The organism is Microcoleus sp. S13_C3 (assembly GCF_036700905.1).
Taxonomy (GTDB): Bacteria; Cyanobacteriota; Cyanobacteriia; order Cyanobacteriales; family Microcoleaceae; genus Microcoleus.
Genome location: NZ_JAUBPT010000008.1, coordinates 9,305 through 32,834 on the forward strand (window position 1 = coordinate 9,305; position 23,530 = coordinate 32,834).

The window sequence follows — 23,530 nt, forward strand, 5'->3', positions numbered from 1 at the left end:
GCGGGTTTTCGAGATGGTCTGTTTCAGTCAGAAATTGTCTGTAAAACCCGCCCCTACGGAATTACGATAGATTCACCGAATCCGAAAAGGTAGGTTTGTATTTATGGGTGGGTGGGGGCGGGTTTTCGAGATGGTCTGTTTCAGTCAGAAATTGTCTGTAAAACCCGCCCCTACGGAATTACGATAGATTCACCAAACACGATATAACTAATAACTAATAACTAATGACTAACATACAATTTCTGCAACCAGGAGATTTGCTCAAAGTAATTGCCCCTAGTGGCACTTTGCGAGAATCAACCAATTTTGAAAAGGGTGTAGAAATTTGGAAATCCCGCGGCTATCGACTTGAATTAACACCGGGTTTTGACGATCGCTGGGGCTATTTGGCCGGTTCCGATGAAAACCGCGTCCGACAGTTGGCGGATGCCCTCAATGACCCGGATTGTCGCGGTATTCTGTGTGTTCGTGGCGGTTTCGGCAGCACTCGACTTTTGGAAAAAGGAAATGTGGCCGAAGCAAAAAATGCCCAATCACCAATTCCCGATGCCCCATGCCCCATGCCCCATGCCCAATTTCCAACTCCCGATTCCCATTCGCCGAAATGGTTAATCGGTTTTTCCGACATTACTGCTTTGCTGTGGAATCACGACAAATTGGGGATTTGGGGCGTTCACGGGCCGATGCTGACAACTTTGGCTGCGGAACCGGATTGGTCTGTCGATCGACTTTTTGACTGCATAGAAGGTCGCCCCTTACAATCTTTGCAAGGTAAAGGATGGGGCAGCGGACAAGCCACCGGGCGGCTGTTTCCTGCGAATCTGACGGTTGCTTCTCATTTGCTCGGAACCCCGTATCAACCGGATTTGACCGGGGTTATTCTCGCATTTGAGGATGTTTCCGAGGCTCCTTACAGGGTCGATCGAATGCTGACTTTGTGGCGGATGGCGGGGGCTTTCGCTGGGGTGCGGGGCATTGCTTTGGGGCGCTTCAGTCGCTGCGAGATTGAGCCGAGTATTCCCAGTTTTAGCATTGAAGAAGTCTTGCGCGATCGGCTGGGGGACTTGAATATTCCGATTGTCTCGGATTTGCCCTTCGGGCACGAGGGAGTTAACGCTGCTTTGCCAATGGGAATTATGGCGAGTCTCGACGCTGAATCGGGATTGCTGATTTGCGGCGATCGATCGCAACTTTAGATTAGGACTCAACGTCTATAACTTTAACATGAGATTTTGCACCCGCTAAATAGCCGGGTTGGGTGAGGTTGACACGGTTGGCAGAAATTACATTTAAAATGGATTGTGTATGCAAATGTCGGCACAAAAAAAGCAACAAGATTTTAAAATTTTCCAGAGGTTGATATGAAAGCACACAACTTGTTAAAGAGTATTGCTGCCGCAGTCCTAGTTACGGGATTGGCACTTACCGGGATTTCCTCAAGTGCTGTTGGCGAACAGATAGGGAATAACGATCGCATTGACGGAGTAATTCGTCGCACTTCCCCGATTTACCGTTTCCGAAATATGTGGACACCCGGAACTCCGACGGAAGAATTGCGCGGCCAAGAATACACATTCAGCGCAAGGGAAGGCGACAACATTGAAGTTTTTTTAGATACAGATAAAAGTCGCGGTTTTACTCCCGTCATGGTGCTGTTTTACGGGAACAACAAACAAGTCGCTTTTACGCTAGACCGTTCTTTTAATTATCAAATTCCCCGTACTGGCGATTATAAGCTTTTAGTGTTAGCAAAAGATGCTGCCAGGGGCGGTAGCTACACGCTGGAAGTTTCGGGAATTGATGGGGGCAACAGACGATCTCGCAATTCGCGGGACGATTGGTACACGAGGCGAGATGACGGCCGAAATGACGGTCAATATGACAGAGCACAGCTTCTGCAAGATGATTTTGGCTTGCGGTCTGTTGATTGTCGCGAGAGACGTTCTATGGTGAGAGTCAGGTTTGACGATGGTAATCAAGACTCGACTTACTGCGCTGTCCCGACTAGAAACTTTCCGGCGGGAGATTATTACTACAATTCGCGGAGTAGAAATTTAGACTCGGCGAGGCGGAATGATAGTAGATTCGATGCGGGCCGCGATCAATGTCGGGTAGTGGTGGGCGGAGTTTGTGTGACGAGATAGTAGGGTGCGTCCCTATTTACAATCTACAACGAAGCTCGAAAATGTCACAGCGACGCACCCTACAAAATACCGTGGGTACGTCGCTATTTACAATCTAGAAATAAACTCGAAAATCTCGCAGCGACCCACCATACTTACGGCTGCGTCGCTCTGTATAATCTACAACTAACCAAAGAAAACGAGTTTTTGACGCTCATCTGTAAGCCGCAACGCGTCTTTCGGAAAAAAACCGGTTTCTGAGCACCGGCGCACTCCGACAGAAACGGGGTTTTTGACGCTCATCTGTGGGCTGCAACGCGTCTTTCGTAAAAAACCGGGTTTATGACTACCCGTGCGTTCAGGATTATTGGTATAGTGAAACAACCTGACGGTCAACTGAGTACAGTTAGACCGCAGGCTTCTTTTTCCTTTTTTTTCAAAGGCTTTTTATAGTGAGGTAGTTCCACCCCCACTTGCTAATATAGTATCAGAGTATTTCCAGATTATCAAGGGATATACAGAAATAATTGTCGCTTTGGGTACCTACACCCGACGAGCCTTTCATCCCAAGGAGTAATTCCCAACGGGGTACGGGGCGCAGCGCTCTGATTAATCCCCTCTAAATATACGCCCGGGACTTCCCGGCTGGTAGTTAATAATATTAATAATGTGGCAAAATGTATGAGCGTTAAAGAACTTGAAACAGCAATTATGAACTTGTCAGTTAAGGAACTATCCGAACTCATTACTTGGCTGATAGAGTATCGCCAACAGGTTTGGGATAGGCAAATTGAAAACGATTTGGAGGAGGGGCGGTTAGATGCGCTACTTGATGAAGTCGATGCAGAGTATGAAGGGGGATTGGCTAAAGTGTTATGAAGCATCTGACTTTACCGCGTTTTTGGCACTGCTATCACCAGCTACCTAAAGAAATACAAGCGTTAGCCGATAAAAATTACGAATTACTCAAAGCCTAGCCGTATCACCCTTCGCTGCATTTTAAAAAAGTTGGCAGGCTAAAGCAATTGCAATCGGTGCGAGTAGGCGATAGTTACCGAGCTCTGGGAGTTGAGAAACCTGAAGGTATTGTCTGGTTTTGGATAGGGACTCATGGGGATTACGATGCAATATTAGCTCAGAAATAAAGCCGCCGATCGAGTGTGATGATAAACGTTTCCATTTAATTACTGTCCCCAGCCAGTGGGGAGGGGCGGTTCAGCTAATTTACCGCCAGCCTCGCAACCAACCAAATCCCGATCGCCCAAAATCGAACTCAGCCACTCCCCTCATCTCCCTCCCCGCTGACAGATGAATTTTTTGTCAAAAAGGACGATCGCACAGTGGTAAGCTACCAAAGGCATTGAAATATCTAAGGTAGAGAAAAGTTAAAATGTCGGCATTAAATGAAGTTCCCTTGTTGTTGCGGGCAGCCCGCGGCGAAACCCTAGACCGCCCGCCCGTGTGGATGATGCGTCAAGCCGGCCGCTACATGAAGGCTTATCGAGATTTGCGAGAAAAGTATCCCTCGTTTCGCGAACGTTCCGAAATCCCCGAAGTTGCGATCGAAGTTTCCCTTCAGCCGTGGCGCGCGTTTCAACCCGACGGCGTAATTCTGTTTTCCGATATTGTCACCCCCATGCCCGGTTTGGGTATTGACATGGACATCGCCGAAGGCAAAGGCCCGATTATCCACTCACCCATCCGCACTCAGCAGCAAATCGACAACCTGCAACCGCTGAACCCGGAAGAAAGCTTGCCGTTTATCAAAACTATCCTGAAATCCCTGCGCCAGGAAGTCGGCAACAAATCCACCGTGCTCGGCTTTGTCGGCGCGCCGTGGACGCTGGCGGCCTATGCCGTTGAGGGCAAAGGTTCTAAGGATTATGCCATCATCAAAAACATGGCATTTTCCGATCCAACTTTACTGCATCAGTTGCTCTCAAAATTCGCAGATGCGATCGCCGTTTACGTGCGCTATCAAATCGACTGCGGCGCGCAAGTAGTGCAAATGTTCGACTCCTGGGCCGGCCAACTGTCCCCGCAGGACTACGACACCTTCGCTCTACCTTACCAGAAACAAGTATTCGAGCAAGTCAAAAAAACCCATCCTGACACCCCGCTAATTCTGTTAGTCACCGGTAGCGCCGGCCTCCTCGAACGCATGACAACATCCGGCGCCGATATCATCAGCGTCGATTGGACTGTTGACATGGCCGACGCGCGCCGACGTTTGGGCCCCAATATGAACGTTCAGGGAAATCTCGATCCCGGCGTGTTGTTTGGTTCTCAACCGTTTATTCGCGATCGAATTCTTGATACAATTCGCAAAGCGGGCCCGCGCGGACACATCCTCAACTTGGGACACGGCGTGTTACCGGGAACTCCCGAAGACAACGTGCGTTTCTTCTTTGAAACGGCAAAACAAGCGGACAAATTGCTTGCAGTTGCTGCTTGAGTCCGACAATCCGACAGGGGTTGAAACCCCTGTCTCATAGCTAAAGTCCTCGCTATGAGGACTAAAGATTAATATTTCAGTCGGTTTTAACTGAGATATTGCAGCAATATCAATAAGAGGATTTTTCGTGGGGTCGGGCGGGTTTATAGAACCTATTTGCAAGCTTTAAGGCTGTTGGCGAACCCGCCCCCAGCCACAAAAAAGCCCTTTATTAACAATGGTGCTCTTCAGTCGGTTTCAACTCACATCTTGCACCATTCTCAAGAACAGGCAAGATGCCTGTTCCACAAGAAAATTCACTCTTTGTGGAACAGGCATCTTGCCTGTTCCTAAACAAGTAATTGAGAATGGCGCAACATCTCAGTTTCAACCGACTTTTGCTCTTAGCCAGGGGTTTCAACCCCTGGCGGATTGCAGGAGAATGAAACAGCCCTATTCTCCCCCTTGCCGTCCCCCCCTTCCCCTTCTGCAAAATGAACGCCAAAAAAATTTTCATAACGGGTGCAAGTGGCTGTATCGGTCACTACATGGCCGAAACTTTGATTCAAGAAACAAACCACGAACTTTACTTATTAGTTCGCAACCCAGAAAAATTAAAATTTGACTGGAAAGCCCGCCCCGGCATCCATATATTACAAGGCGATATGCGAGATATCGAGCAATTTGCCGAACTTTTGCAAACAATAAATGTAGCAATTGTAGCCGCTACTGCTTGGGGAGGAACTCAAGAAGTTTTTGATGTTAACGTAACCAAAACTCTCCAGCTAATTCAACTACTTTCGCCACAGACTTGCCAACAAGTAATTTATTTTTCAACTGCCAGTATTCTGGGTCGAGACAACAATTTGCTCAAAGAAGCCGGGGAACTGGGGACAGATTATATCAGCTCAAAATACAACTGCATGGTGCATTTGTCTGCCTTAAAAAATGTGCCTCCCATTACGGCACTTTACCCGACATTAGTATTGGGAGGAGACGCCGAAAAACCAGTCTCTCACTTGTCATCGGGCCTGCCACTTGTGGCTAAATGGATTGGTTTGATTCGCTGGTTTAAGGCAGATGGTAGTTTTCACTTCATCCACGGCGCAGATATTGCTAAAGTAGTTAATTATTTAGTTGAACATCCGCCTGCTTCCGAGGAACCGCGACATTTTGTGCTAGGAAATCCGGCGATTACAGCTAACGAAGTGGTAGAACAAGCTTGCCAGTATTTGAATAAAAAGATATTTTTTAGGATTACTCTGTCACCTTGGCTAGCCGATTTCTTTATTTGGCTGTTCCGAATTCAGGTGGCTGCTTGGGATAGATTTTGCATCAGCTACCGCCATTTTACCTATCAAAATCTTGTGAATCCCGAAAGCATAGGAATGCCAAGTTACTGCGGCACAGTTGCCGATATGTTAAGAACTAGCGGGATTCCCGGCAAAGATTCAAAGTAGTCCGTACACTCCGCACCAATAATCGGACGGGCTAGAAGCCCATCCCACAAGAAAGATTGTGGGATGGGCTTCTAGCCCGTCCCTAATTATTTTTGCGCTTCTCAAATCCCATCCCACAAGAAAAACAATTTTTGGGATGGGCTAGAAGCCCATCCCTAATTCTTTATGCTATTCAAGTCTAGTGTTTCAAATTCTTTTTTGCCTTAGTCCCATGCTTTTTAAATGCGATTATCGTCAATTAAGGGTCAAATAGGATAAGATATCAGCATTTGCACACTTTAACAGGGAACTGCAAGCTAAAAATTGCGCTCATTTTGTTGGTATTAGGGGGTGTCACCCCTCGCCAGATATTCGATCGAGTGCAAGATCGTAATTTTAGCCTTAACATGAAGTCTTGAGAGTCGATCGAACTCTCAAACACGCCAGCCCGATCGCAAGTTGTTTACTGATGTGAGGTTTAACATATAATGCGAGTTCTTTTAGTTTACCCGCTGTTTCCGAAAACATTTTGGTCTTACGAGAAAATCCTAGAATTAGTCGATCGTAAAGTGCTGCTGCCACCGCTGGGTTTGGTAACGGTAGCAGCTATTTTACCCCAAGAATGGGAATTTAAGTTAGTCGATCGCAATATCAGACAAATCACCGAAGCAGAATGGGAATGGGCCGAGCTCGTTATTCTCTCGGCAATGATTGTCCAAAAAGAAGATTTGCTAGACATAATTCGCGAAGCAAAACGGCGCGGTAAATCCGTAGCTTGCGGCGGCCCTTACCCGACTTCAGTACCCGAAGAACCTCAAGCAGCGGGCATAGATTACCTGATTCTCGACGAAGGCGAAATCACCTTGCCGATGTTTGTCGAAGCAATAGGGCGCGGCGAAAAAAGCGGAATTTATCGATCGGACGGCGTAAAACCAGACGTTACCACAACGCCAGTCCCCCGCTTCGACTTGCTGGAATTAGACGCCTACGACTCAATGTCGATTCAATTTTCCCGAGGCTGTCCCTTCCAGTGCGAATTCTGCGATATCATCGTCCTCTACGGCCGCAAACCTCGCACCAAAAACCCCCAACAATTGATAGCAGAATTAGACTATCTCTACAACTTGGGCTGGCGGCGCGGCGTGTTCATGGTAGACGACAACTTTATCGGCAACAAACGCAGCGTCAAACTGTTGCTAAAAGACTTAAAAGTCTGGCAAGAAGAACACAAATTCCCGTTTACTTTTAACACAGAAGCATCCATCGATTTAGCACAAGACCAAGAATTGATGGACATGATGGTTGCTTGCAATTTCAATGCAGTGTTTCTAGGGATTGAAACTCCCGACGAAGAAAGCCTGCAAATGACGAAAAAATTCCAAAATACCCGAAATTCCCTGATCGAATCCGTAGAGTTAATTGCTAAATCAGGTTTGCGAGTAATGGCCGGATTTATCATCGGATTTGACGGGGAAAAACCCGGCGCCGGTCAGCGGATTGTCCAGTTTGCCGAAGCAGCAGCAATTCCGAGCACAACCTTTGGAATGCTGCAAGCTTTGCCGCACACTGCATTGTCCCACAGACTAGCAAAAGAAGGGCGGTTGCGCGACAAATCGGGCAACCTCAACCAGACAACTTTGATGAACTTCATTCCGACGCGGCCTCTCGAAGATATTGCCCGCGAATATGTCGAGGCATTCTGCGAAGTGTACGATGCTGAGAAATATTTAGACCGGACTTATCGCCACTTCTTGATGCTGGGTGCACCTACAGCAAAGATACCTGCAAGAGTTCCGAGTTGGATAGACTTGCGAGCACTGTTAACTGTGGTTTGGCGGCAGGGAGTCAAGCGCAAAACTCGGTGGAAGTTCTGGCATCATTTGTTCAGCATTCTTAAGCGCAATCCTGCGGTTTGGGATCATTATTTAACAGTGTGTGCTCACAACGAGCATTTCCTCGAATACCGCCAGATTGTGCGGGATGAAATTGAAGCTCAATTGGCCGACTTTTTGGCTAATGAGTCTCAAACTGTATATCAAGAACCTGTGGCTGTTGAGGAAAAGCAAGTGCAAGCGGTTTAGGGTTGGAGAATTCTACCTAATAGCCAGATACCCGACTTCTTAAACAAGTCGGGTATCTGGCTATTCTCTTTTGTTATCTGGGCTTACTGATAAAATTTTTGCCTTCTTCATCACCACACCCGCTGAATTGGATAAGCATCAAAAGCCTCATCACGACTAATCAAAACCAGCGAATGATTCATCGTCTGTGCTACCAGAATGCGATCGAAAGGATCTCGATGATGCAGAGGAAGACCTGCGTAAATCTCAGTGTCTTCAAATGTAATTGGTAGAATTTGAGCGTTAATGTATTGCAATTCCTTCGGCAGGTCTTCAAATGGCCGATTCAGTTGAAGCTTACCGACATTGATTTTAATAGAGATTTCCCAAAGGCTGGCAATACTAAAATACAAACCTGTTTTAGTATCGATCGCTTCTTTTGCCTTACTACCTAGATTGGAATCGCCAAGCAAATACCACAGAAAGGCATGAGTATCTAAAAGGGAGTTCATGTTACATATATTCCTTTAAATCTTCCAGAGGCTCATCGAAATCATCAGACATAACAATCTTACCTGCCCAACTACCATAACCATGAGGTTGTTCAAGTTGTTCTTGAGATGATTCAGTTTTTGCGTGTTTTTCAAGTAAATATTTTGCATAATGCAATATCTCTTGTTTGAGAGATTCTGGCATCTTGACAACAGTTTGAAAAATCTCTATATCGATAGTCATGATTTATGTGGAATTTTTACTATGTCATATTCACCAATTATACCGTAATTGCAGTCCAAGGGTATTTAGAATGGTTATCTCGTTTAATCTCGTTTCCAACCAGAGCCTGGAAATGTCATATCCTGTGGCTCTATCGCCTCTTGAGAGCAGCCAGAGAGAGCCTCCAGATCGACATTCCCAGTTTCTGACTCAAAAGGTAAAATACTACTATTGGCGGCAGCAGTTATTTCGGCAGATAGAGGCGCGATCGCCCGCAAATATGAAAATCTAATTACAAGCTCAAAAATATCAAAATAGCGATCGCCCTCAACCCGCCATGTTAGGAACAAATCAACTCAGAACAGCCGCTCTCTTAGGACTCCTAAGCGGCCTTCTCGTTTTAGGAAGTTATTATTTAATCGGGAACGAGCAAGGACTTTACATCGGTTTAGCGCTAGCTGCCTTCTCAAGTTTTAGCTCTTGGTACTATTCCGACACGGCAGCGTTAATGGCTTACCGCGCTCAGCCGATCGCCCGCAGCGAAGCACCAGAAATCTACGATATGGTAGCATCGCTAAGCGAAAAAGCCCAAATTCCGGTGCCGAAAATATTTCTAGTTCCTACTCAATCTCCCAACGCATTCGCCACAGGGAGAGACCCGGAACACGCGACAATAGCAGTTACTGAAGGCATCATCAAGCTGCTTTCCCGCGAAGAATTGGAAGGCGTTATAGCGCACGAACTCACGCACATCCGCAACCGCGACACCCTCACTCAAGCAGTTGCCGGAACAATTGCCGGCGCAATTACATTTGTCGGGCGAATTCTGACTTTTGGAGCGCTTTACGGCCCGGTAACGCGGGATAGCAGACAAGGCGCGAATCCGTTTGGTTTGCTATTTTTAATCATTTTAGCACCGCTATCAGCAACCGTAATTCAATTGGCGATTTCTCGGACGAGGGAATTTGCAGCAGACAGCGGTGCGGTGGAAATTACCAATAACCCGATCGGCTTAGCAAACGCCCTGCAAAAATTAGAGAAAATGGGTCATGAAATTCCGATGCACGGCAATCCTGCGATGTCGCCGCTGCTGATTGTGAATCCTTTTTCGACTAAAGGTTTGCAGTCACTTTTCCGCACTCACCCGCCGACAGAGGAGCGAATTCAGCGGCTTTTGACGATCGCGCAGCAGCAGCAGCAAGGTACTCCAGTTATGGCTTACATAAACGGAGTTTGAGCGAGCGAAAATGCAGCAACAATATGGAGAAACCCGGTGTTTTGAAGCAACCGGGTTTTTGTATGTTTATAATGGTAAAGGAATTATAGCTATAGATTTAATAAGGTGGAAACCCTGAGTAAAGATGAACTAGAGTATGAAGTCAGTAAAGAATGGGTAGAAAAGTTTACAAAAACTATAGCAGCGATGGAGCGGGATGCAGAAGCAAAAAGAAAGGACTTTCTCAGATGGGATGCAGGTTGAGGTGCGATTTAATCCCTTAAATAAAAATAAAAACCTCAGCAACAAAAGCTGAGGCTTATCAATTCTTATAGGTATCTTGGAGAACAGTAGCCAAGCTTGACGTTGTATTCAAAATCGCCAAATATCGACTTGTATTTCTCCATTGTGGTAAGCCCTGTGGCACTCTGGGCAAAGTGTCATCATATTCTTCAAATCCGCGGGACCACCATCACTGTAAGCAATAACATGGTGTCCATTTGCGATCTCCGGGACTTTACCGCAAATTTCACATTCGTTACCATCCCTCTGCTTGACTGCCTTCTGTGCCTTCAAGTGTTCGTTGGATCGTTTCTGACTTGCCACGTTACTTACCCTCGATTTCCTTGTTGGATGAACCCTTAAATGTTTGTGGACTGGCCCCCAGAATTGAGATATCGCTATTTGGAGCAACTGACTTGACTGTTTTCACTATCCCATGAGCAACATCGGCGTAGTTTTCATCAGATAAACCATGAACTGTTATTTTAAGAGACTTCTTACCCATTACTCACCTCATTAAGCCGTTATAGAGAGAACTTCTTGACCACTAGCATCGGTTGCCCGTGCTTCAACTTCACCATCTCCATGAGTGATGGTAATCTCTGGTAATTTAGACAGTTTAGGCTGTCCATATGCATCACGGGATACGGAGTAAACAAAAACTTCCTCGTTCGGTTTCCGCACAACTATGTGAATCGCTTCACCAATGTATGAGACATTCAAAACTTGGTCGCCTTCCTTGAGAATTTTGACGATGAGCGTGTCTTTCATCTCACTGATATCTTATTAAATTTATAGGTTGAGCCATGTATTTGACATTTCCCAGAGTAAAGTTGCTCCCGCTCCATACTAGCACTTAACTTTGGTTTTTACGCTTGCAAAAACTTTGGTAGTTATCGGGACTTTTCGAGTTGATAACAGACAAAAAATTGGAAAATATGGGAAAATGTTGGGAAATGTGAGTAAATGTTGGGTACAATACAACCAACCTTGATATCTATCCGGATGTATGAACCTTACAGAAGTGCTAAAACTCGCAGAAGATTTGGTATTTGCTAGAACAGGTAAGCACCTCAATGACTTGCAAGAGAGGATTCTGCGCGGAACATGGGAAGATGAAGGCTACAAAGAAATTGCCAAGGCGGTTAATAGATCAGAGGATCGTGTTAGAGAGGTAGGAATGGAATTATGGCAGACACTTTCAGAAGAATTGGGAGAAGATGTTACTAAATCAAATTTTCGCTCGGCAATTAAGAGGTTCCAAGTCTCTAATTCTTCAAACTTTGCACAAGGTGACGTTGTAGCCATCGGTAATTTTAACATTTGTGGAGAAGCTAGATACCCGCCAGATATCCCAAACTCACACCCACAAAATCAGGAAACATCTAACACAAAACAACCTCAAACTCTACATCAAGATTTAAGCGAAATGCCAGAGTTGGCCGATTTCTACCATCGCACTCTCGAACTCGACACCCTCACCACATGGATTTTACAACAACGCAGTCGCCTCATAGCCCTCACCGGCATCAGCGGCATCGGCAAAACATCCTTAGCAGTGCAACTCGTACAACAAATTAAAGACGAGTTTGAGTACGCAGTTTGGTATACTTTCGACGAATTCCCCAGCATAGATAAATTTCAATCTAACTTAATACAGCTTTTTTCCCAGTCAGAAAAGCTAAATTCATCGGCAACAAACCCGAAACGCTTACCGCTGATTAAATATTTGCAAAACCATCACTGTTTAATAGTCTTGGATGACATTCACAACCTTTTCTGTAGCGGGGAATTGGCCGGAAAATATAAACCAGAATGCGAAGAATATCGCTCTTTATTCAAACAAATAGAAAAATTATCTCATCAAAGCTGCTTTCTGCTAATCGGTTGGGAACAACCCAGAGAAGTGACTCAAGTTAAAAGCCAAAATACTCTTATTCGTACCTTACAACTCAAGGGTTTAGACATCGCAGCCGGACGGGAAATACTCAGAGATTATGGGTTAGAAGAAAGCGACAACAGTGAAGCACTCATTCACCGCTACCAAGGCAACCCCCTATGGTTAAAAAGCGTGGGGAATCTGATTGAAGAGTTGGGAATCAGCGCGACAGAATTATTACTAGATGATACCATATTGTTGCCGGAAGATTTGAAAGATGTTTTACAGCAGCAGTACGATCGCACTTCCGAACTAGAAAAACAAGTTATGTCTTTGTTGGCTAGGGAAAACCAGCCAGTCAACCTCGCAAAATTGCTAGAAAAAGGACAAATATCCTCATCAGATTTACTCAACGCGCTCCAATCTTTATCGCGGCGCTGCTTGATAGAAAAAGAAGGAAGTCTTTACACTCTTTCATCTGTATTCAGGCAGTATATCAAAGGGTTGTAACTGAGATGTTGCACCAATATCAATAAAAACCCGGTTTCTATGCTCAATGCGTAAGTCGTATAAAATAGATATAAAATATAAATTGATGCTGCTAGCAATGGAGTCATCCCATGACCGCAACAATTCCTACTCAAACCTTGCCAGAAATCATCTACCCAGACAGCGACGGAAAACCAATGTCTGACAACACCAAACAGTTCCAATTAATCGTCAAAATTCAAGGCGGAATAGATGCTTTATTCAAAGACAACGAAAATGTCTTTGTAGCAGGTGACTTGCTGTGGTATCCCGTCGAAGGAGATAACAAAACACGCCAAGCACCTGATATTATGGTAGCTTTTGGCAGACCAAAAGGCGACAGAGGTTCCTACCAACAGTGGCTGGAAGATAACATTGCGCCGCAAGTTGTCTTTGAAATCATCTCCCCCGGCAACCGACTGGGAGAAATGTTTAAGCTGTTTAAGTTCTACGAGAATTATGGAGTCGAAGAATATTATATCTATGCTCCAGAGGATAATGAGTTAATGGGTTGGGTGCGAAGTGACGGAGAACTCAACTATATTGAATCAATAGAAGGTTGGGTAAGTCCGCGTTTGGAGATACGTTTTGAAACTGCATCGGGAGACTTGGAAATTTATCGTCCCGACGGACTGAAATTTTTGTCTTATGTGGAGTTGTCAAGACAGATGGAACAAGCACAGCAAAAAGCCGATCGCCTATCTGAAAAACTACGAGAAATGGGGATAAATCCTGAGCAAATTTGAAACTAAATTAACTCTACAATGGTTTAATTTAACAGGAGTTACGCACTCCCAATCTAGAAACCGGGTTTTTTCTGAATCTGCCGCCTACAGCGCGTCTTCTGGTAAAAACCCGGTTTCTGGACTCTCATGGGTAAGTCCTATTCAACCCTATTAAACTGAAGCCGCAACCTTATCTAAAGGCCGCACTTGACCGAGGAATTCGCGAAGTGCATCACCTTCCACTACCTCAGTTTCCAACAGTTTCTGCGTAATTGTTTCCAACAATTCCCGATTTGCTTTCAGAATATCCAAAGCTTGCTGGTGTGCAGTTTCGACAATTTCCTTCACTTCTTGGTCGATCGCCTCAGCAGTCTGAGCACTTACCGCGCGGCGGGCATTTCCCATACCGTCATTGAGGAACATTGATTGTTGACCTCGATCGTAAGCTAGAGGCCCCAAAACCTTACTCATCCCGTAAGTCGTCACCATCCGTTCAGCTAAATCAGTCGCCCTTTGCAAGTCGTTTGAAGCGCCAGTAGTGATGCTACCAAACACAACTTCCTCAGCCGATCGCCCTCCAAGCAGTGTAGCAATCTGACCGCGCAATTCCGATTCATCCAACAAGAAACGGTCTTCAGTCGGTACTTGCAACGTGTAACCCAATGCTGCCATACCGCGCGGGACGATCGATATTTTGGCCACTTCGCCGCCGCCGGTCAGTGCAGCACCAACCATCGCGTGCCCGACTTCGTGGTAAGCCACAATCTTTTTCTCTTTTTCATTGAGCACCCGGCTTTTCTTTTCCAAGCCAGCTACAACGCGCTCAAACGCCTCAAAAAAGTCTTCCTGCGCCACAGTTAGTCGCTTGTTACGAGCGGCTAACAAAGCAGCTTCATTGACCAAATTTGCCAAATCTGCGCCCGAAAAACCGGGGGTACGAGTGGCGACGGCCTTCAAGTCAATATCCGGGCCCAACTTCACTTTTTGAGAGTGAATGTTCAAAATTTCTTCGCGGCCAGATAAATCGGGGCGATCGACTAAAACTTGGCGATCGAAACGGCCAGGGCGCAACAAAGCAGCATCCAAACTTTCTGGGCGGTTAGTTGCAGCCAGCACAATTACCGTAGTATTGCCCGCCGCAAAACCGTCCATTTCAGTTAATAATTGATTGAGAGTTTGTTCGCGTTCATCATTCCCACCGAAGCTAGCGTTACTGCTACGAGATTTGCCGATCGCGTCCAATTCATCAATGAAAATAATACAAGGAGCCTGTTTCTTAGCCTGCTCGAATAAATCTCTAACTCTTGCAGAACCAACACCTACAAACAGTTCCACAAACTCCGAACCGGAGATGCTAAAAAACGGCACGCCAGCTTCACCAGCCACTGCTTTTGCTAACAGCGTTTTGCCAGTTCCCGGAGGCCCCACTAACAGCACGCCTTTCGGGATTCTCGCGCCAATTGCCGTAAAGCGATCGGGAGTTTTCAGGAACTCAACAACTTCGACTAATTCAGTTTTAGCCTCTTCTACTCCAGCCACATCAGCAAAAGTAATTTTCGCCGATTCGCCTTCTACATAGACCTTAGCTTTGCTTTTGCCCAGCGAGAGCGCGCCCTGTGGCCCGCCACCCTGCCTGTTCATGAAAAATTGAAAAATCGCCACAAAAATCAGCGGCGGAACTACCCAGCTTAAAACACTGCCGATCCAGCCATTTTTAGCTGGCGGAGTTGCCGCAAATTCAACGCCTTTTTCTTGTAAAAGTTTAGGTAATTCTAGGTCAAAAATCGGCGTAGTTGACAGCACTTGACCGGGTTTGTCGCCTTCGCCTTTGAGTTGGTAGCGAATTTCATTTTGACCTACCGAAGCTCGGACTACATCTTGTTCTTGTACTTGATGGACGAACAAGCTGTAAGGCACTTGCGGAATTTGGGGGCCGAACAAATTGGGTAAAAAGATGTTTGCCAGCAAAAACAAACTTGAGAGCAATAACAAGACATTGCTAATTTGTCGAAAACGAGGTGGTTGGGGCTGGTCTTTAATGGCCATTGATAACTGTCATCCTTTGATTTAAAGCACTTTTATTCATCTATTTTCTCATCAAATACCCACACACTGTTAAGCGGATTTCCTCACTTTATCGGGTGGGTTAACCCGCTAGCACGGATTTGCTATTATTAACAATGTTTTTTTTTACGTACCGCGAAGACGCGAAGGACACGTTCGGCGAAGCCGTTCCCGTTCCCTGCAGGGGTTCGGTGAAGGGTAGGGTAGGAAGAGAACAGAAGAGCGTTATAGTATGTAGGGTGCGCCGAATAACACCGAAGATTTATGCAGCTTCTGGGTTTAATTGAATCATTTCCCAAGTGGTATAAGTGCCGATCGCACCCCAAATCACGTAAGGCAAAAGTAACAAAGCGGCGGTTTGAGAAATCGGCAAAACAGCCAACGTCAGCACAACTCCCAAAATCTCGCCAGCCCCTCCCAAAATCGTCCCTACTTTGAGACTTTTGGCTCTGAGAGTAGCAGGAATATAAGCAACTGTGACAATTTCTAAAAGCAAGTACAAAGCCATCAGCAGCAAAGTTTTAAGGCTCCCTGGCTCCTGTTCCCACACGAAAGTAGCGCTGCCGACCCCGCAAGCAAAAATCACCGTCCAAATTAACGGAATAGCAGGCTCAAAAAACATCCAATCCGGTCTTTGAAGTTTGACTGCCCAGTTAATATCGCGCAGTTTAAAAAACAGAGTACCGAAGGCGACTGAGAAAGTCACGCCGCCGATAATCATCCAAGATTCAATCATGGTTTTCAACTTTCCAATTGCTCGATCGCTCATTAAGTCGATCGTGTCAAATCAAAGCCGAACTTAGATCCGCCTATAGTAATAACTTTTGTAAAGCCCGATGCAATTATTGCTAACCGCCCGACACATTTTTAGCAAACTCTTCGCGTCCAGACACCAAATTAGCCGGAACGCCGTTAGGGTAATTTTGTGCGATTAAAGCTTGCAACTTTTGAACTCGGTTTTCAGGGTTTGGGTGAGAACTCAAAAACTCCGGCGGCGCTTCGCCCTTCCTAGAAGCACCGAGAATTTGCATCACCTCAACAATACCTCTAGGATCGTAACCCGCTTCCGTCATAAACCGAAAACCGAGCCGATCGCTCTCAAGTTCGTCGGATCTACCGTACCGCAAACCGACAACTTGATTGACAGCTTGAGCAATTAATGCTGCCTGCTGGCCGCCCCCGCGATCGTCGCTAGTAGCCACCCCAACCGCCGTTACCAAAGACCTGCCGAACTGCTGTTTTGCCAAGTGTTCCGCAGCGTGGCGCGCCACAACGTGACCGCTTTCGTGCCCCAGTACAGCAGCCAACTGAGCCTCGGAATTCAGCCGTCGCAGCAGCCCCGCAGTAATGAAAACTTGTCCCCCCGGTAAAGCAAAAGCATTCACAGTTTCGGGGTCTCGCAGCAGGTGGAATTCAAACGGATAACCCGCTTGTTTCGCCGTCGAACCGTTGACAACTCGTTCTCCTACTCGATCGACATACTGCTGAATACTCTGGCTTGGATAAAGCCCCCCATACTTGGCGGCCATTTGATCTCGCGCCTGCAATCCCAAAACTACCTCTTGGCGGGGAGAAAGCTGCACCCGCTGTCTCTCTCCAGTTACCGGATTTTGTACGTCGTTTGTAAAATAGGTGATTGCTCCAAAAAATGCCATTAATAGCCCGATCGCGGCTCGAAATAAAAATTTATTCACAGGCTTTTACCTAAAAACTTTCGCGCTTAGAATACTATGGTGACAGCTCTCTCGACATCTGTCTGAAGTATCAAGAATGGAAAGTTGTTATAGTTTTTTTGGATGATTGGCGAACAAGGATTTTTTTAAACGAACCGCGAAGGCGCGAAGGGGACGAAGGAAGAGAAGAAGGTTATAGTTATTAAATTGGTTAAACTGAGATGTTGCACCATTGTCAGCAACAGGCTTTTCGGCCTGTTCCACAAAGAATAGATTGTCTTGTGGAACAGGCCGGAAAGCCTGTTCAGAAAAGGCAAGATGCCTGTTCCACAAAGAATAGATTTTCTTGTGGAACAGGCCGGAAAGCCTGTTCAGAAAAGGCTAATTGAGAATGGTGCAACATATGAGTTAAATCAATTGAATCCATTACACAATCCGTTGCCAAACTTCCTTCGCAATATGTTTCAAGCTACTCGCCGGCGCCTCGCTATTTGGTATACTGCCGTTACTGCTGTATTGTTACTTGTATTCGCCACTGGTTTCTATTTATACGTCCGCACTACTTTAATCGATCGCATTGATGACACCCTCAATCATGTTGTCGAAGTAATAGAGCGAACTCTCGTTATCGAACCGCTAAAGTTCCCTATTACCAAAGATAAAAATAAGTTACAAGTTAATATTCAAGCCAGTTTTCGAGATAGCACCGATGCAGTAGAAGATGACCACATTGATTTAGAATGGTTCAGTCCTACGGGCGAATTGCTGTGGTCTACTTTATCGGAACCGCTGAATATTCCCATTCACGCTAACCGCACCGGCGAAACAGTTTGGATAATTAATAATAAGTTGCAGTTTGAGGGTAAAAATCAGGCCGAAGAAAGTTGGGCAACGGGCAATGTACGGGATGTCACGGATTTAATGGATAGAGAGAAGAGGGATTTAACCGCAGAGGCGCAGAGGGCGCAGAGGGGAGAAAGAAGAGGTTTTGATGGCGGTTTGAATGCAGGTTGGCAGGAAAATCTAAATTTAGGTAGTGAAAAGTCTATTGCACAAAATACAAATCGCGTTTCTACCAAACCCATTAGCATTCGGACAACTCAAAACTATTCCCTCAGACAAGTAACGCAGCGAGTACAAATCGGCCGCCAAGTTCTGGGATATTTGCGAGTCAGCCATCCTTGGTTTGAAGTGACAAAACCCATCCGCCAATTAATTCTCGATTTGATTTTGGGCGCGGGTTTAACTCTAATTTGCGTGGCGGCTATTGGCTGGCTGCTGTCGGGATTGGCGATGGCACCGATTCGGGAGTCTTACGGGCGTCTGAAACAGTTTACCGCTGATGCTTCTCACGAACTCAGAAATCCGATCGCCACTATTCAAACAAACGTCCAAGTAGCTTTGGCGGAACCGGATATCGAACCGCAGCAGCATCAACAGCTACAAGTTATCGAACGCCTCACCCGCCGCTTGGGGCGCTTGGTTGATGATTTGCTGTTTTTAGCCAGACAAGATAGCGGTATCGTGCAGCAGCAGTGGATTGAGGTTCCTCTGGATGCTTTGCTGATGGAGGTAATTGAAGAACAACAGGCGATCGCCACTACCCAAAATCTCTCTCTTTCTTTGGAAATTGTCGATCTGCCCAACGCTGAGGACAACTTTACACTGTTGGGCGACTGGGATCAATTAGCGCGACTGTTTACCAATATCGTCAGCAACGCCGTGCAGTACACGCCATCCGGGGGCGAAATTGAAGTAGAATTGCAACTTGCAGGTAAAAACAAAAGAAATTCACCGATGTTAAATCCAGCGCTGCAAATCAAAGTAACAGACACCGGCATCGGAATTTCCGCAGAAGCCCTGCCACATTTGTTCGATCGATTCTACCGCATAGATCCCGCCCGCACCCACCGCAGCGCCGCAGGTTCCGGTTTAGGATTAGCCATCGCCAAAGCAATTGTCGAAAATCACCGCGGCCAAATCCGCATTGACAGCCAAGTCGATCGAGGTACAGCCGTTACCGTCACCCTCCCCGCCCACAAATCAGAAGCCTCTCGCCTCTAAAAATCCTCTCTTCCCCTCGAACTCTGCGCCCTCTGCGCCCTCTGCGGTTTAAAAAAATCTACCCCTCAAACCCTTATTCTTTCTACCTCGCGCCCAAACCCAGCTATTAAAATTCATTTCCGCCATAGATTAACATAAACGTTGTTGGAAAACCTCGATCGAACTTGTGAGGAGTTATTTATGTTTCGCCACAATCTACCGTTAAAAAAAATCAGCTTGCTAGCAGCCACCTGCGGAGGTTTAGTCGTTAGTCTCGCAACACTTTCCCAAGCCGGCGGCCCACCGCCCCAACAAGGAAAACCCGTTTCCCAACCCGCAGAAACTCCCGCAGCCACTGAAGAACCCGTCAGCCAACCAACTCCGGCTGCGAGTCCGGGCCTCAGCGGGATACCCTCTACACCCACAAACGCGCCTGCCCGCTTCCCCATGCCCAGTGCGCGAGTTACGCCTGCAGAAGGCATGATAGTAATTAAACTGGTGAATACCACCAATGCCGTCATCAATTATCAAATCGTAGGCGTCACCCAGCCGCGCACTCTGGGCGAACAATCGGAAATTTTGCTCAAAAGCATCCAAGTGCCAATCACCCTCACTTACCAGCGCCCCGACGGCGGATTGCTGCTGGTTCGCCCCCAAGCAACCGCGATGCCGGGAATGTTGCAAGTCAGTTTCGGCGCGACAACTGAGTTGGACGCTGATACAAAATCGCTGCAAATTCAGGAAGATGGCAAGGTAATTTTGAATTAGTCATTAGTCATTAGTCATTAGTTATTAGTTATTAGTTATTAGTTAGCTGCTCTCAATAACCAATAACCAATAACTAATACCTAATCTGACTTATGTCTTAGTCCCCCTCTGCTGGGACTTTGTTTTTGTAGACGCGATTTCAATATCCGAATTAACCATCGACAGCAGGGCTACTGAGGACACCGCACCGTGCCATTTTCCTACGCGAAAATATCGATACCGAAAACGTCGTAGCACGGGCAAGGAATCGCCCGCCCTCCCCCTCGATTGGATGTAACCATCCCCCTAATTGTAGGGAAACGGCACCGCGCCGTGTCTTGATTTCAGGTAACAGGTAAAATCAACCGGATTGGATGATGAAATTGCCCGATAGCGAGTGCGATCGGATATAACTGAGACGAAAGTTTGACTCTTAAGCAATTTCACTCGCCGAGTAACAAAGGAGGTAACTTAGTAAAAGGTAAATCCTCGTTGATTGCATCAATTTCTTGCTGTTCTCTTTCGTTGATTTGACCGATATAAGACTTGAGAATTTGGGCCAGACGGTTGTTATAAAATCGGTGCAAACTATAATTTGGCGTGGCTGGAAAGCCGCGCCGTTTTTTGTGCCTCCCGCCGGCACCCGGATCGAAGCTTTGGATGCCCCGATCGATCGCCCATTCGATCGGCGTATAGTAACAAGCATCGAAGTGCAAGCAGTCGATTTCCTGCAAACTTCCCCAATAACGCCCGTACAGTCGATCGCCCTTATACAAACAAAAAGACATACCCATCGGCTGTCTGTCATCTTCCTTGTCGTAGGCGGCTACGAATAAAACTCGATCGCGATAATTGTGGTGCAACTGTTCAAAAAATCGCTTAGTCAGATACTTGCTTCCCCACCAACCAAATTTGTCGCAAGTATTCTCATAAAAAGCATACATTTGACCAAACATGGCTTGGGGAATTTCATCGCCCGTCAGCGTTTTTACCAACAAGCCAGCTTGGTCAACTGCTTTGCGTTCGCGCTTGATATTGCGGCGCTGGTTAGCATTAAATGCGCCTAAATAATTGTCAAAATTTTGATAGCCTTGATTTTGCCAAATATAGCTGTGGTGCAGCCAACTGCTGAAACCGTGGCGTTCCATTCTTTCGCGCCATTCGGGATCGACATAAAGGAAATTGCAGCCTGAGATATTGTGGCGATCGCAAAAATGGTCGATCGCGCTTACCATTACTCCGGTTAACTCGTCTTCATCTTCCCCCTCGGCAATCAAAAACCGATAGCCTTCAGCCGGAGTAAACGGCGTCATTCCCATCAATTTCGGATAATATTTAATGCCCAAACGTTGAGCTAAATCGGCCCACTGATTATCGAACACAAATTCGCCGTAGCTGTGGCTTTTGACATAAAGTGGCGCGCAAGCAATCAACTGTTTGTCTCGCCACACAGTCAAGTGATGCGGTAGCCAACCGGTTTTACCTGTTGCACTGCCCGATACTTCGAGATTGTTAAGCCAATCCCATTCCAAAAATGGAGTTTTTAGTGGCATCGCCAGGGCATCCCACGACGCTTGCGGGATTTCGCCTATTTTGCTAATCCAGGCTACAGAATATTGAGGTTTTGGCTGTTTCAGCATAGGGAGACTTGTGCGTAGAGCGATCGAACTTCATTTAAGTTAATACAATCTCCCCTGCTTGTGTAATTAGTCGCCACAGGCAAGATGCCTGTGCCACACAAGTGTTGTGGGGAGTAGGGGTTGGGCTTCTAGCCCGCCACAGGCAAGATGCCTGTGCCACACAAGTGTTGTGGGGAGTAGGGGTTGGGCTTCTAGCCCGCGCAAGATGCCTGTGCCACACAAGTGTTGTGGGGTAGGTTTCTAGCCCGCCACAGGCAAGATGCCTGTGCCACACAAGTTTTGTGGGGTGGGCTTCTAGCCCGCCACAGGCAAGATGCCTGTGCCACACAAGTTTTGTGGGGTGGGCTTCTAGCCCGCCCCGAATCTATAATGCAAAAATACCTCTTGTCCCACCTGTTTAACCGCCAAAAGCTCCAATTTCGGAGCTAAATCCGCCAAAAAACCCTTTCCCTCCACTGGTGTCGGTGCATCCGCGCCGCCCAAAATTAACGGGCACACCGTCAGCCAAAGTTCGTCTACCAAGCCTGCAGCCAGCACAGACGCTACCAGTTCCCCCCCGCCCAGAATCGCCAAGCGTTTGATACCGAAGCTTGCTAGCTGTTGAAACGCATCAATCCAATCAATGTCTCCACCTGCGGTTTTCGCATAGATAATTCGATCGAATTGAGATGTTGCACCATTCTCAATAAGCTTTTTATGAACAGGCAAGATGCCTGTTTCACAAGAAAATTCATCTCTTGTGGAACGGGCATCTCTTGTGGAACGGGCATCTTGCCCGTTCTTGAGAGATGTTGCACCATTCTCAATAAGCCTTTTCTGAACAGGCAAGATGCCTGTTCCACAAGAAAATTCATCTCTTGTGGAACGGGCATCTCTTGTGGAACGGGCATCTTGCCCGTTATTGACAATGGTGCCAGATGTGCGATCGAACGGAGACGGCAATGGCGTTTCCCTACTGTCTTGCCCCGTCAGCAGCCACCGAGGCACCGGTTGCTGGAAAAATCGCAACTTTGGGTCAAATTGGGTCGATCGCGAACACACAATTTGCACCGGTTGTGGGGGCTTCCCTTGCAGTTCCCTCTGTTTGAGCAATTCCGGCGAAATCACTCTCATCGTCGTCCCATAGGCCTGTAAAGTGCCGTTGCCGAACAAAACCGCGTCACTTGCTGCTACTTGCTGTTCGAGGTGGGCTTTGTCGTTGGCAGAACCGAATCTCGCGGGCGATCGTACTGCATCTGCAATTTTACCGTCGGCACTGATCGCGAGTATTACTGTGGCGTGAGGTTCAGTCATGACTTATCAGAATTTCCCAAAACATTTAACTGTAGCAATTCACAACTATTTGTAAAGTTTGTTTTCAACTCGCTCCCACGGGTTTTATTTGACGGATAATGTATGTTTATTTATTTTGCAACCCCAGCGATCGCCCTAGCAAAGTATTTACTTTTCTTTACAAACAGCCGATCGAAAAACGGCGCGACAGGTAAAAATTTCCTTGCAGACTTCAAATGCGTCGCGCGATCGACTAGAGTAAAAAAAATGGCTTTATCCGTTTATTCATCGCAAAGGAAACAAAGCTCATGGTTCAACGCGGTTCTACAGTTCGGATTCTCCGCAAAGAATCCTTCTGGTATCAAGAAGTGGGCACCGTTGCTACGGTAGACCAAAGCGGCATTAAATACCCAGTTATCGTTCGCTTTAACAGCGTAAATTATGCAGGCGTCAACACCAACAACTTCGCCCAAAGCGAATTAGTGGAAGTGGCAGCACCCAAAGCAAAAGCGAAAACAGGGACTCCAGTAGCTTCCGGCGGCAAGCAAACCACGGTGGACGAGAAAACCCGGAAAACCGGCAGCGGAGGAGCCCCCCAGCAGCCGAAAACTTCGACGGGCAGCAAACCCGGTGCCGAAGTTCCGGGCAGTGTCGAAGGTTCGCCAAATCAAGGAACAGAACAACGCTAATT

At 46.7% G+C, this 23,530-nt stretch carries 24 protein-coding genes and 1 pseudogene; 13 read left to right on the forward strand and 12 right to left on the reverse strand.

Going from position 1 to position 23,530, the window contains the following annotated elements:
- Positions 1–224 precede the first annotated feature (224 nt).
- From QUA16_RS03865 to QUA16_RS03895, 7 genes are all read left to right on the forward strand, one after another.
- Positions 225–1,196, forward strand: coding sequence for an LD-carboxypeptidase (locus tag QUA16_RS03865; protein ID WP_333105053.1), 972 nt, complete (start codon positions 225–227; stop codon positions 1,194–1,196).
- Between the two features lie 165 nt (positions 1,197–1,361).
- The gene (locus QUA16_RS03870) at positions 1,362–2,144 is read left to right on the forward strand and encodes a hypothetical protein (protein ID WP_333105051.1); all 783 of its coding nucleotides are present in this window, start codon (positions 1,362–1,364) and stop codon (positions 2,142–2,144) included.
- A 660-nt stretch (positions 2,145–2,804) separates the two neighbouring features.
- A complete protein-coding gene (locus QUA16_RS03875; protein ID WP_333105049.1) occupies positions 2,805–3,002 on the forward strand; it encodes a hypothetical protein in 198 nt (65 codons plus the stop codon).
- Between the two features lie 113 nt (positions 3,003–3,115).
- Positions 3,116–3,268 (forward strand): ParE family toxin-like protein, encoded by a 153-nt coding sequence (locus tag QUA16_RS36850; RefSeq protein WP_445252144.1) that lies wholly within the window; start codon positions 3,116–3,118, stop codon positions 3,266–3,268.
- Between the two features lie 245 nt (positions 3,269–3,513).
- Positions 3,514–4,578, forward strand: coding sequence for a uroporphyrinogen decarboxylase (gene hemE, locus QUA16_RS03885; protein ID WP_333105048.1), 1,065 nt, complete (start codon positions 3,514–3,516; stop codon positions 4,576–4,578).
- Positions 4,579–5,051: 473 nt separating this feature from the next.
- A complete protein-coding gene (locus tag QUA16_RS03890; RefSeq protein WP_333105047.1) occupies positions 5,052–6,017 on the forward strand; it encodes an NAD(P)-dependent oxidoreductase in 966 nt (321 codons plus the stop codon).
- A gap of 467 nt (positions 6,018–6,484) precedes the next feature.
- Complete coding sequence (locus QUA16_RS03895; protein WP_333105046.1) at positions 6,485–8,077, forward strand: B12-binding domain-containing radical SAM protein; 1,593 nt, start codon at positions 6,485–6,487, stop codon at positions 8,075–8,077.
- A 110-nt stretch (positions 8,078–8,187) separates the two neighbouring features.
- Here the strand turns inward: QUA16_RS03895 and QUA16_RS03900 are convergent, their stop codons facing one another.
- The 3 genes from QUA16_RS03900 to QUA16_RS03910 all read right to left on the reverse strand — a co-directional run bounded on the left by QUA16_RS03900 (position 8,188) and on the right by QUA16_RS03910 (position 9,120).
- On the reverse strand, positions 8,188–8,568 hold the full coding sequence (locus QUA16_RS03900; protein ID WP_333105045.1) for a type II toxin-antitoxin system VapC family toxin: 381 nt from the start codon (positions 8,566–8,568) through the stop codon (positions 8,188–8,190).
- A gap of 1 nt (position 8,569) precedes the next feature.
- Positions 8,570–8,791: a type II toxin-antitoxin system VapB family antitoxin gene (gene vapB, locus QUA16_RS03905; protein ID WP_333105044.1), complete on the reverse strand. Its 222-nt coding sequence runs from the start codon at positions 8,789–8,791 to the stop codon at positions 8,570–8,572.
- A gap of 83 nt (positions 8,792–8,874) precedes the next feature.
- Positions 8,875–9,120, reverse strand: a complete 246-nt coding sequence (locus QUA16_RS03910; protein ID WP_333105042.1) for a hypothetical protein — start codon at positions 9,118–9,120, stop codon at positions 8,875–8,877.
- Between QUA16_RS03910 and QUA16_RS03915 the strand changes: the two genes are divergently transcribed.
- Positions 9,108–10,007: a M48 family metalloprotease gene (locus tag QUA16_RS03915; RefSeq protein ID WP_333105040.1), complete on the forward strand. Its 900-nt coding sequence runs from the start codon at positions 9,108–9,110 to the stop codon at positions 10,005–10,007. The genes QUA16_RS03910 and QUA16_RS03915 overlap by 13 nt on opposite strands.
- A 351-nt stretch (positions 10,008–10,358) precedes the next feature.
- Here QUA16_RS03915 and QUA16_RS03920 read toward each other — a convergent pair whose 3' ends face one another.
- From QUA16_RS03920 to QUA16_RS03930, 3 genes are read right to left on the reverse strand one after another with little or no spacing between them, the layout of a single operon-like run.
- Entirely contained in the window at positions 10,359–10,592 is a 234-nt protein-coding gene (locus tag QUA16_RS03920) for an HNH endonuclease signature motif containing protein (protein ID WP_333105038.1), read from the reverse strand.
- 1 nt (position 10,593) lies between these two features.
- Entirely contained in the window at positions 10,594–10,773 is a 180-nt protein-coding gene (locus tag QUA16_RS03925; protein WP_333181024.1) for a hypothetical protein, read from the reverse strand.
- Between the two features lie 11 nt (positions 10,774–10,784).
- On the reverse strand, positions 10,785–11,039 hold the full coding sequence (locus QUA16_RS03930; RefSeq protein WP_333105036.1) for a hypothetical protein: 255 nt from the start codon (positions 11,037–11,039) through the stop codon (positions 10,785–10,787).
- Positions 11,040–11,277: 238 nt separating this feature from the next.
- Between QUA16_RS03930 and QUA16_RS03935 the strand changes: the two genes are divergently transcribed.
- On the forward strand, positions 11,278–12,657 hold the full coding sequence (locus QUA16_RS03935; protein WP_333105035.1) for an NB-ARC domain-containing protein: 1,380 nt from the start codon (positions 11,278–11,280) through the stop codon (positions 12,655–12,657).
- A 110-nt stretch (positions 12,658–12,767) separates the two neighbouring features.
- Complete coding sequence (locus QUA16_RS03940) at positions 12,768–13,421, forward strand: Uma2 family endonuclease (RefSeq protein ID WP_333105033.1); 654 nt, start codon at positions 12,768–12,770, stop codon at positions 13,419–13,421.
- A gap of 150 nt (positions 13,422–13,571) precedes the next feature.
- Here the strand turns inward: QUA16_RS03940 and ftsH4 are convergent, their stop codons facing one another.
- From ftsH4 to QUA16_RS03955, 3 genes are all read right to left on the reverse strand, one after another.
- A complete protein-coding gene (ftsH4, locus tag QUA16_RS03945) occupies positions 13,572–15,446 on the reverse strand; it encodes an ATP-dependent zinc metalloprotease FtsH4 (RefSeq protein ID WP_333105032.1) in 1,875 nt (624 codons plus the stop codon).
- Between the two features lie 280 nt (positions 15,447–15,726).
- Positions 15,727–16,200 (reverse strand): tryptophan-rich sensory protein, encoded by a 474-nt coding sequence (locus QUA16_RS03950; protein ID WP_333181025.1) that lies wholly within the window; start codon positions 16,198–16,200, stop codon positions 15,727–15,729.
- Between the two features lie 112 nt (positions 16,201–16,312).
- Positions 16,313–17,158, reverse strand: a complete 846-nt coding sequence (locus QUA16_RS03955) for a M48 family metalloprotease (protein WP_333105029.1) — start codon at positions 17,156–17,158, stop codon at positions 16,313–16,315.
- Between the two features lie 438 nt (positions 17,159–17,596).
- Between QUA16_RS03955 and QUA16_RS03960 the strand changes: the two genes are divergently transcribed.
- Positions 17,597–19,201, forward strand: coding sequence for a HAMP domain-containing sensor histidine kinase (locus tag QUA16_RS03960; protein ID WP_333105065.1), 1,605 nt, complete (start codon positions 17,597–17,599; stop codon positions 19,199–19,201).
- A 180-nt stretch (positions 19,202–19,381) separates the two neighbouring features.
- Positions 19,382–19,948 (forward strand): hypothetical protein, encoded by a 567-nt coding sequence (locus tag QUA16_RS03965; RefSeq protein ID WP_333105028.1) that lies wholly within the window; start codon positions 19,382–19,384, stop codon positions 19,946–19,948.
- A 422-nt stretch (positions 19,949–20,370) separates the two neighbouring features.
- On the opposite strand, the gene QUA16_RS03970 is transcribed toward QUA16_RS03965, so the two are convergent.
- From QUA16_RS03970 to QUA16_RS36855, 3 genes and pseudogenes are all read right to left on the reverse strand, one after another.
- Positions 20,371–21,567, reverse strand: coding sequence for a GNAT family N-acetyltransferase (locus QUA16_RS03970; RefSeq protein WP_333105026.1), 1,197 nt, complete (start codon positions 21,565–21,567; stop codon positions 20,371–20,373).
- A 348-nt stretch (positions 21,568–21,915) separates the two neighbouring features.
- Positions 21,916–22,554 carry a RibD family protein gene (locus tag QUA16_RS03975; RefSeq protein WP_445252143.1) on the reverse strand — a complete coding sequence of 213 codons (639 nt, stop codon included), beginning with the start codon at positions 22,552–22,554 and terminating at the stop codon, positions 21,916–21,918.
- Positions 22,534–22,860, reverse strand: a pseudogene (locus tag QUA16_RS36855) (RibD family protein); the annotation flags it as partial. The pseudogene QUA16_RS36855 and the gene QUA16_RS03975, both read right to left, overlap by 21 nt.
- 287 nt (positions 22,861–23,147) lie before the next feature.
- Here QUA16_RS36855 and QUA16_RS03980 point away from each other — a divergent pair.
- Entirely contained in the window at positions 23,148–23,528 is a 381-nt protein-coding gene (locus QUA16_RS03980; RefSeq protein ID WP_333105022.1) for a photosystem I reaction center subunit IV, read from the forward strand.
- The last annotated feature ends 2 nt before the right edge of the window (positions 23,529–23,530 follow it).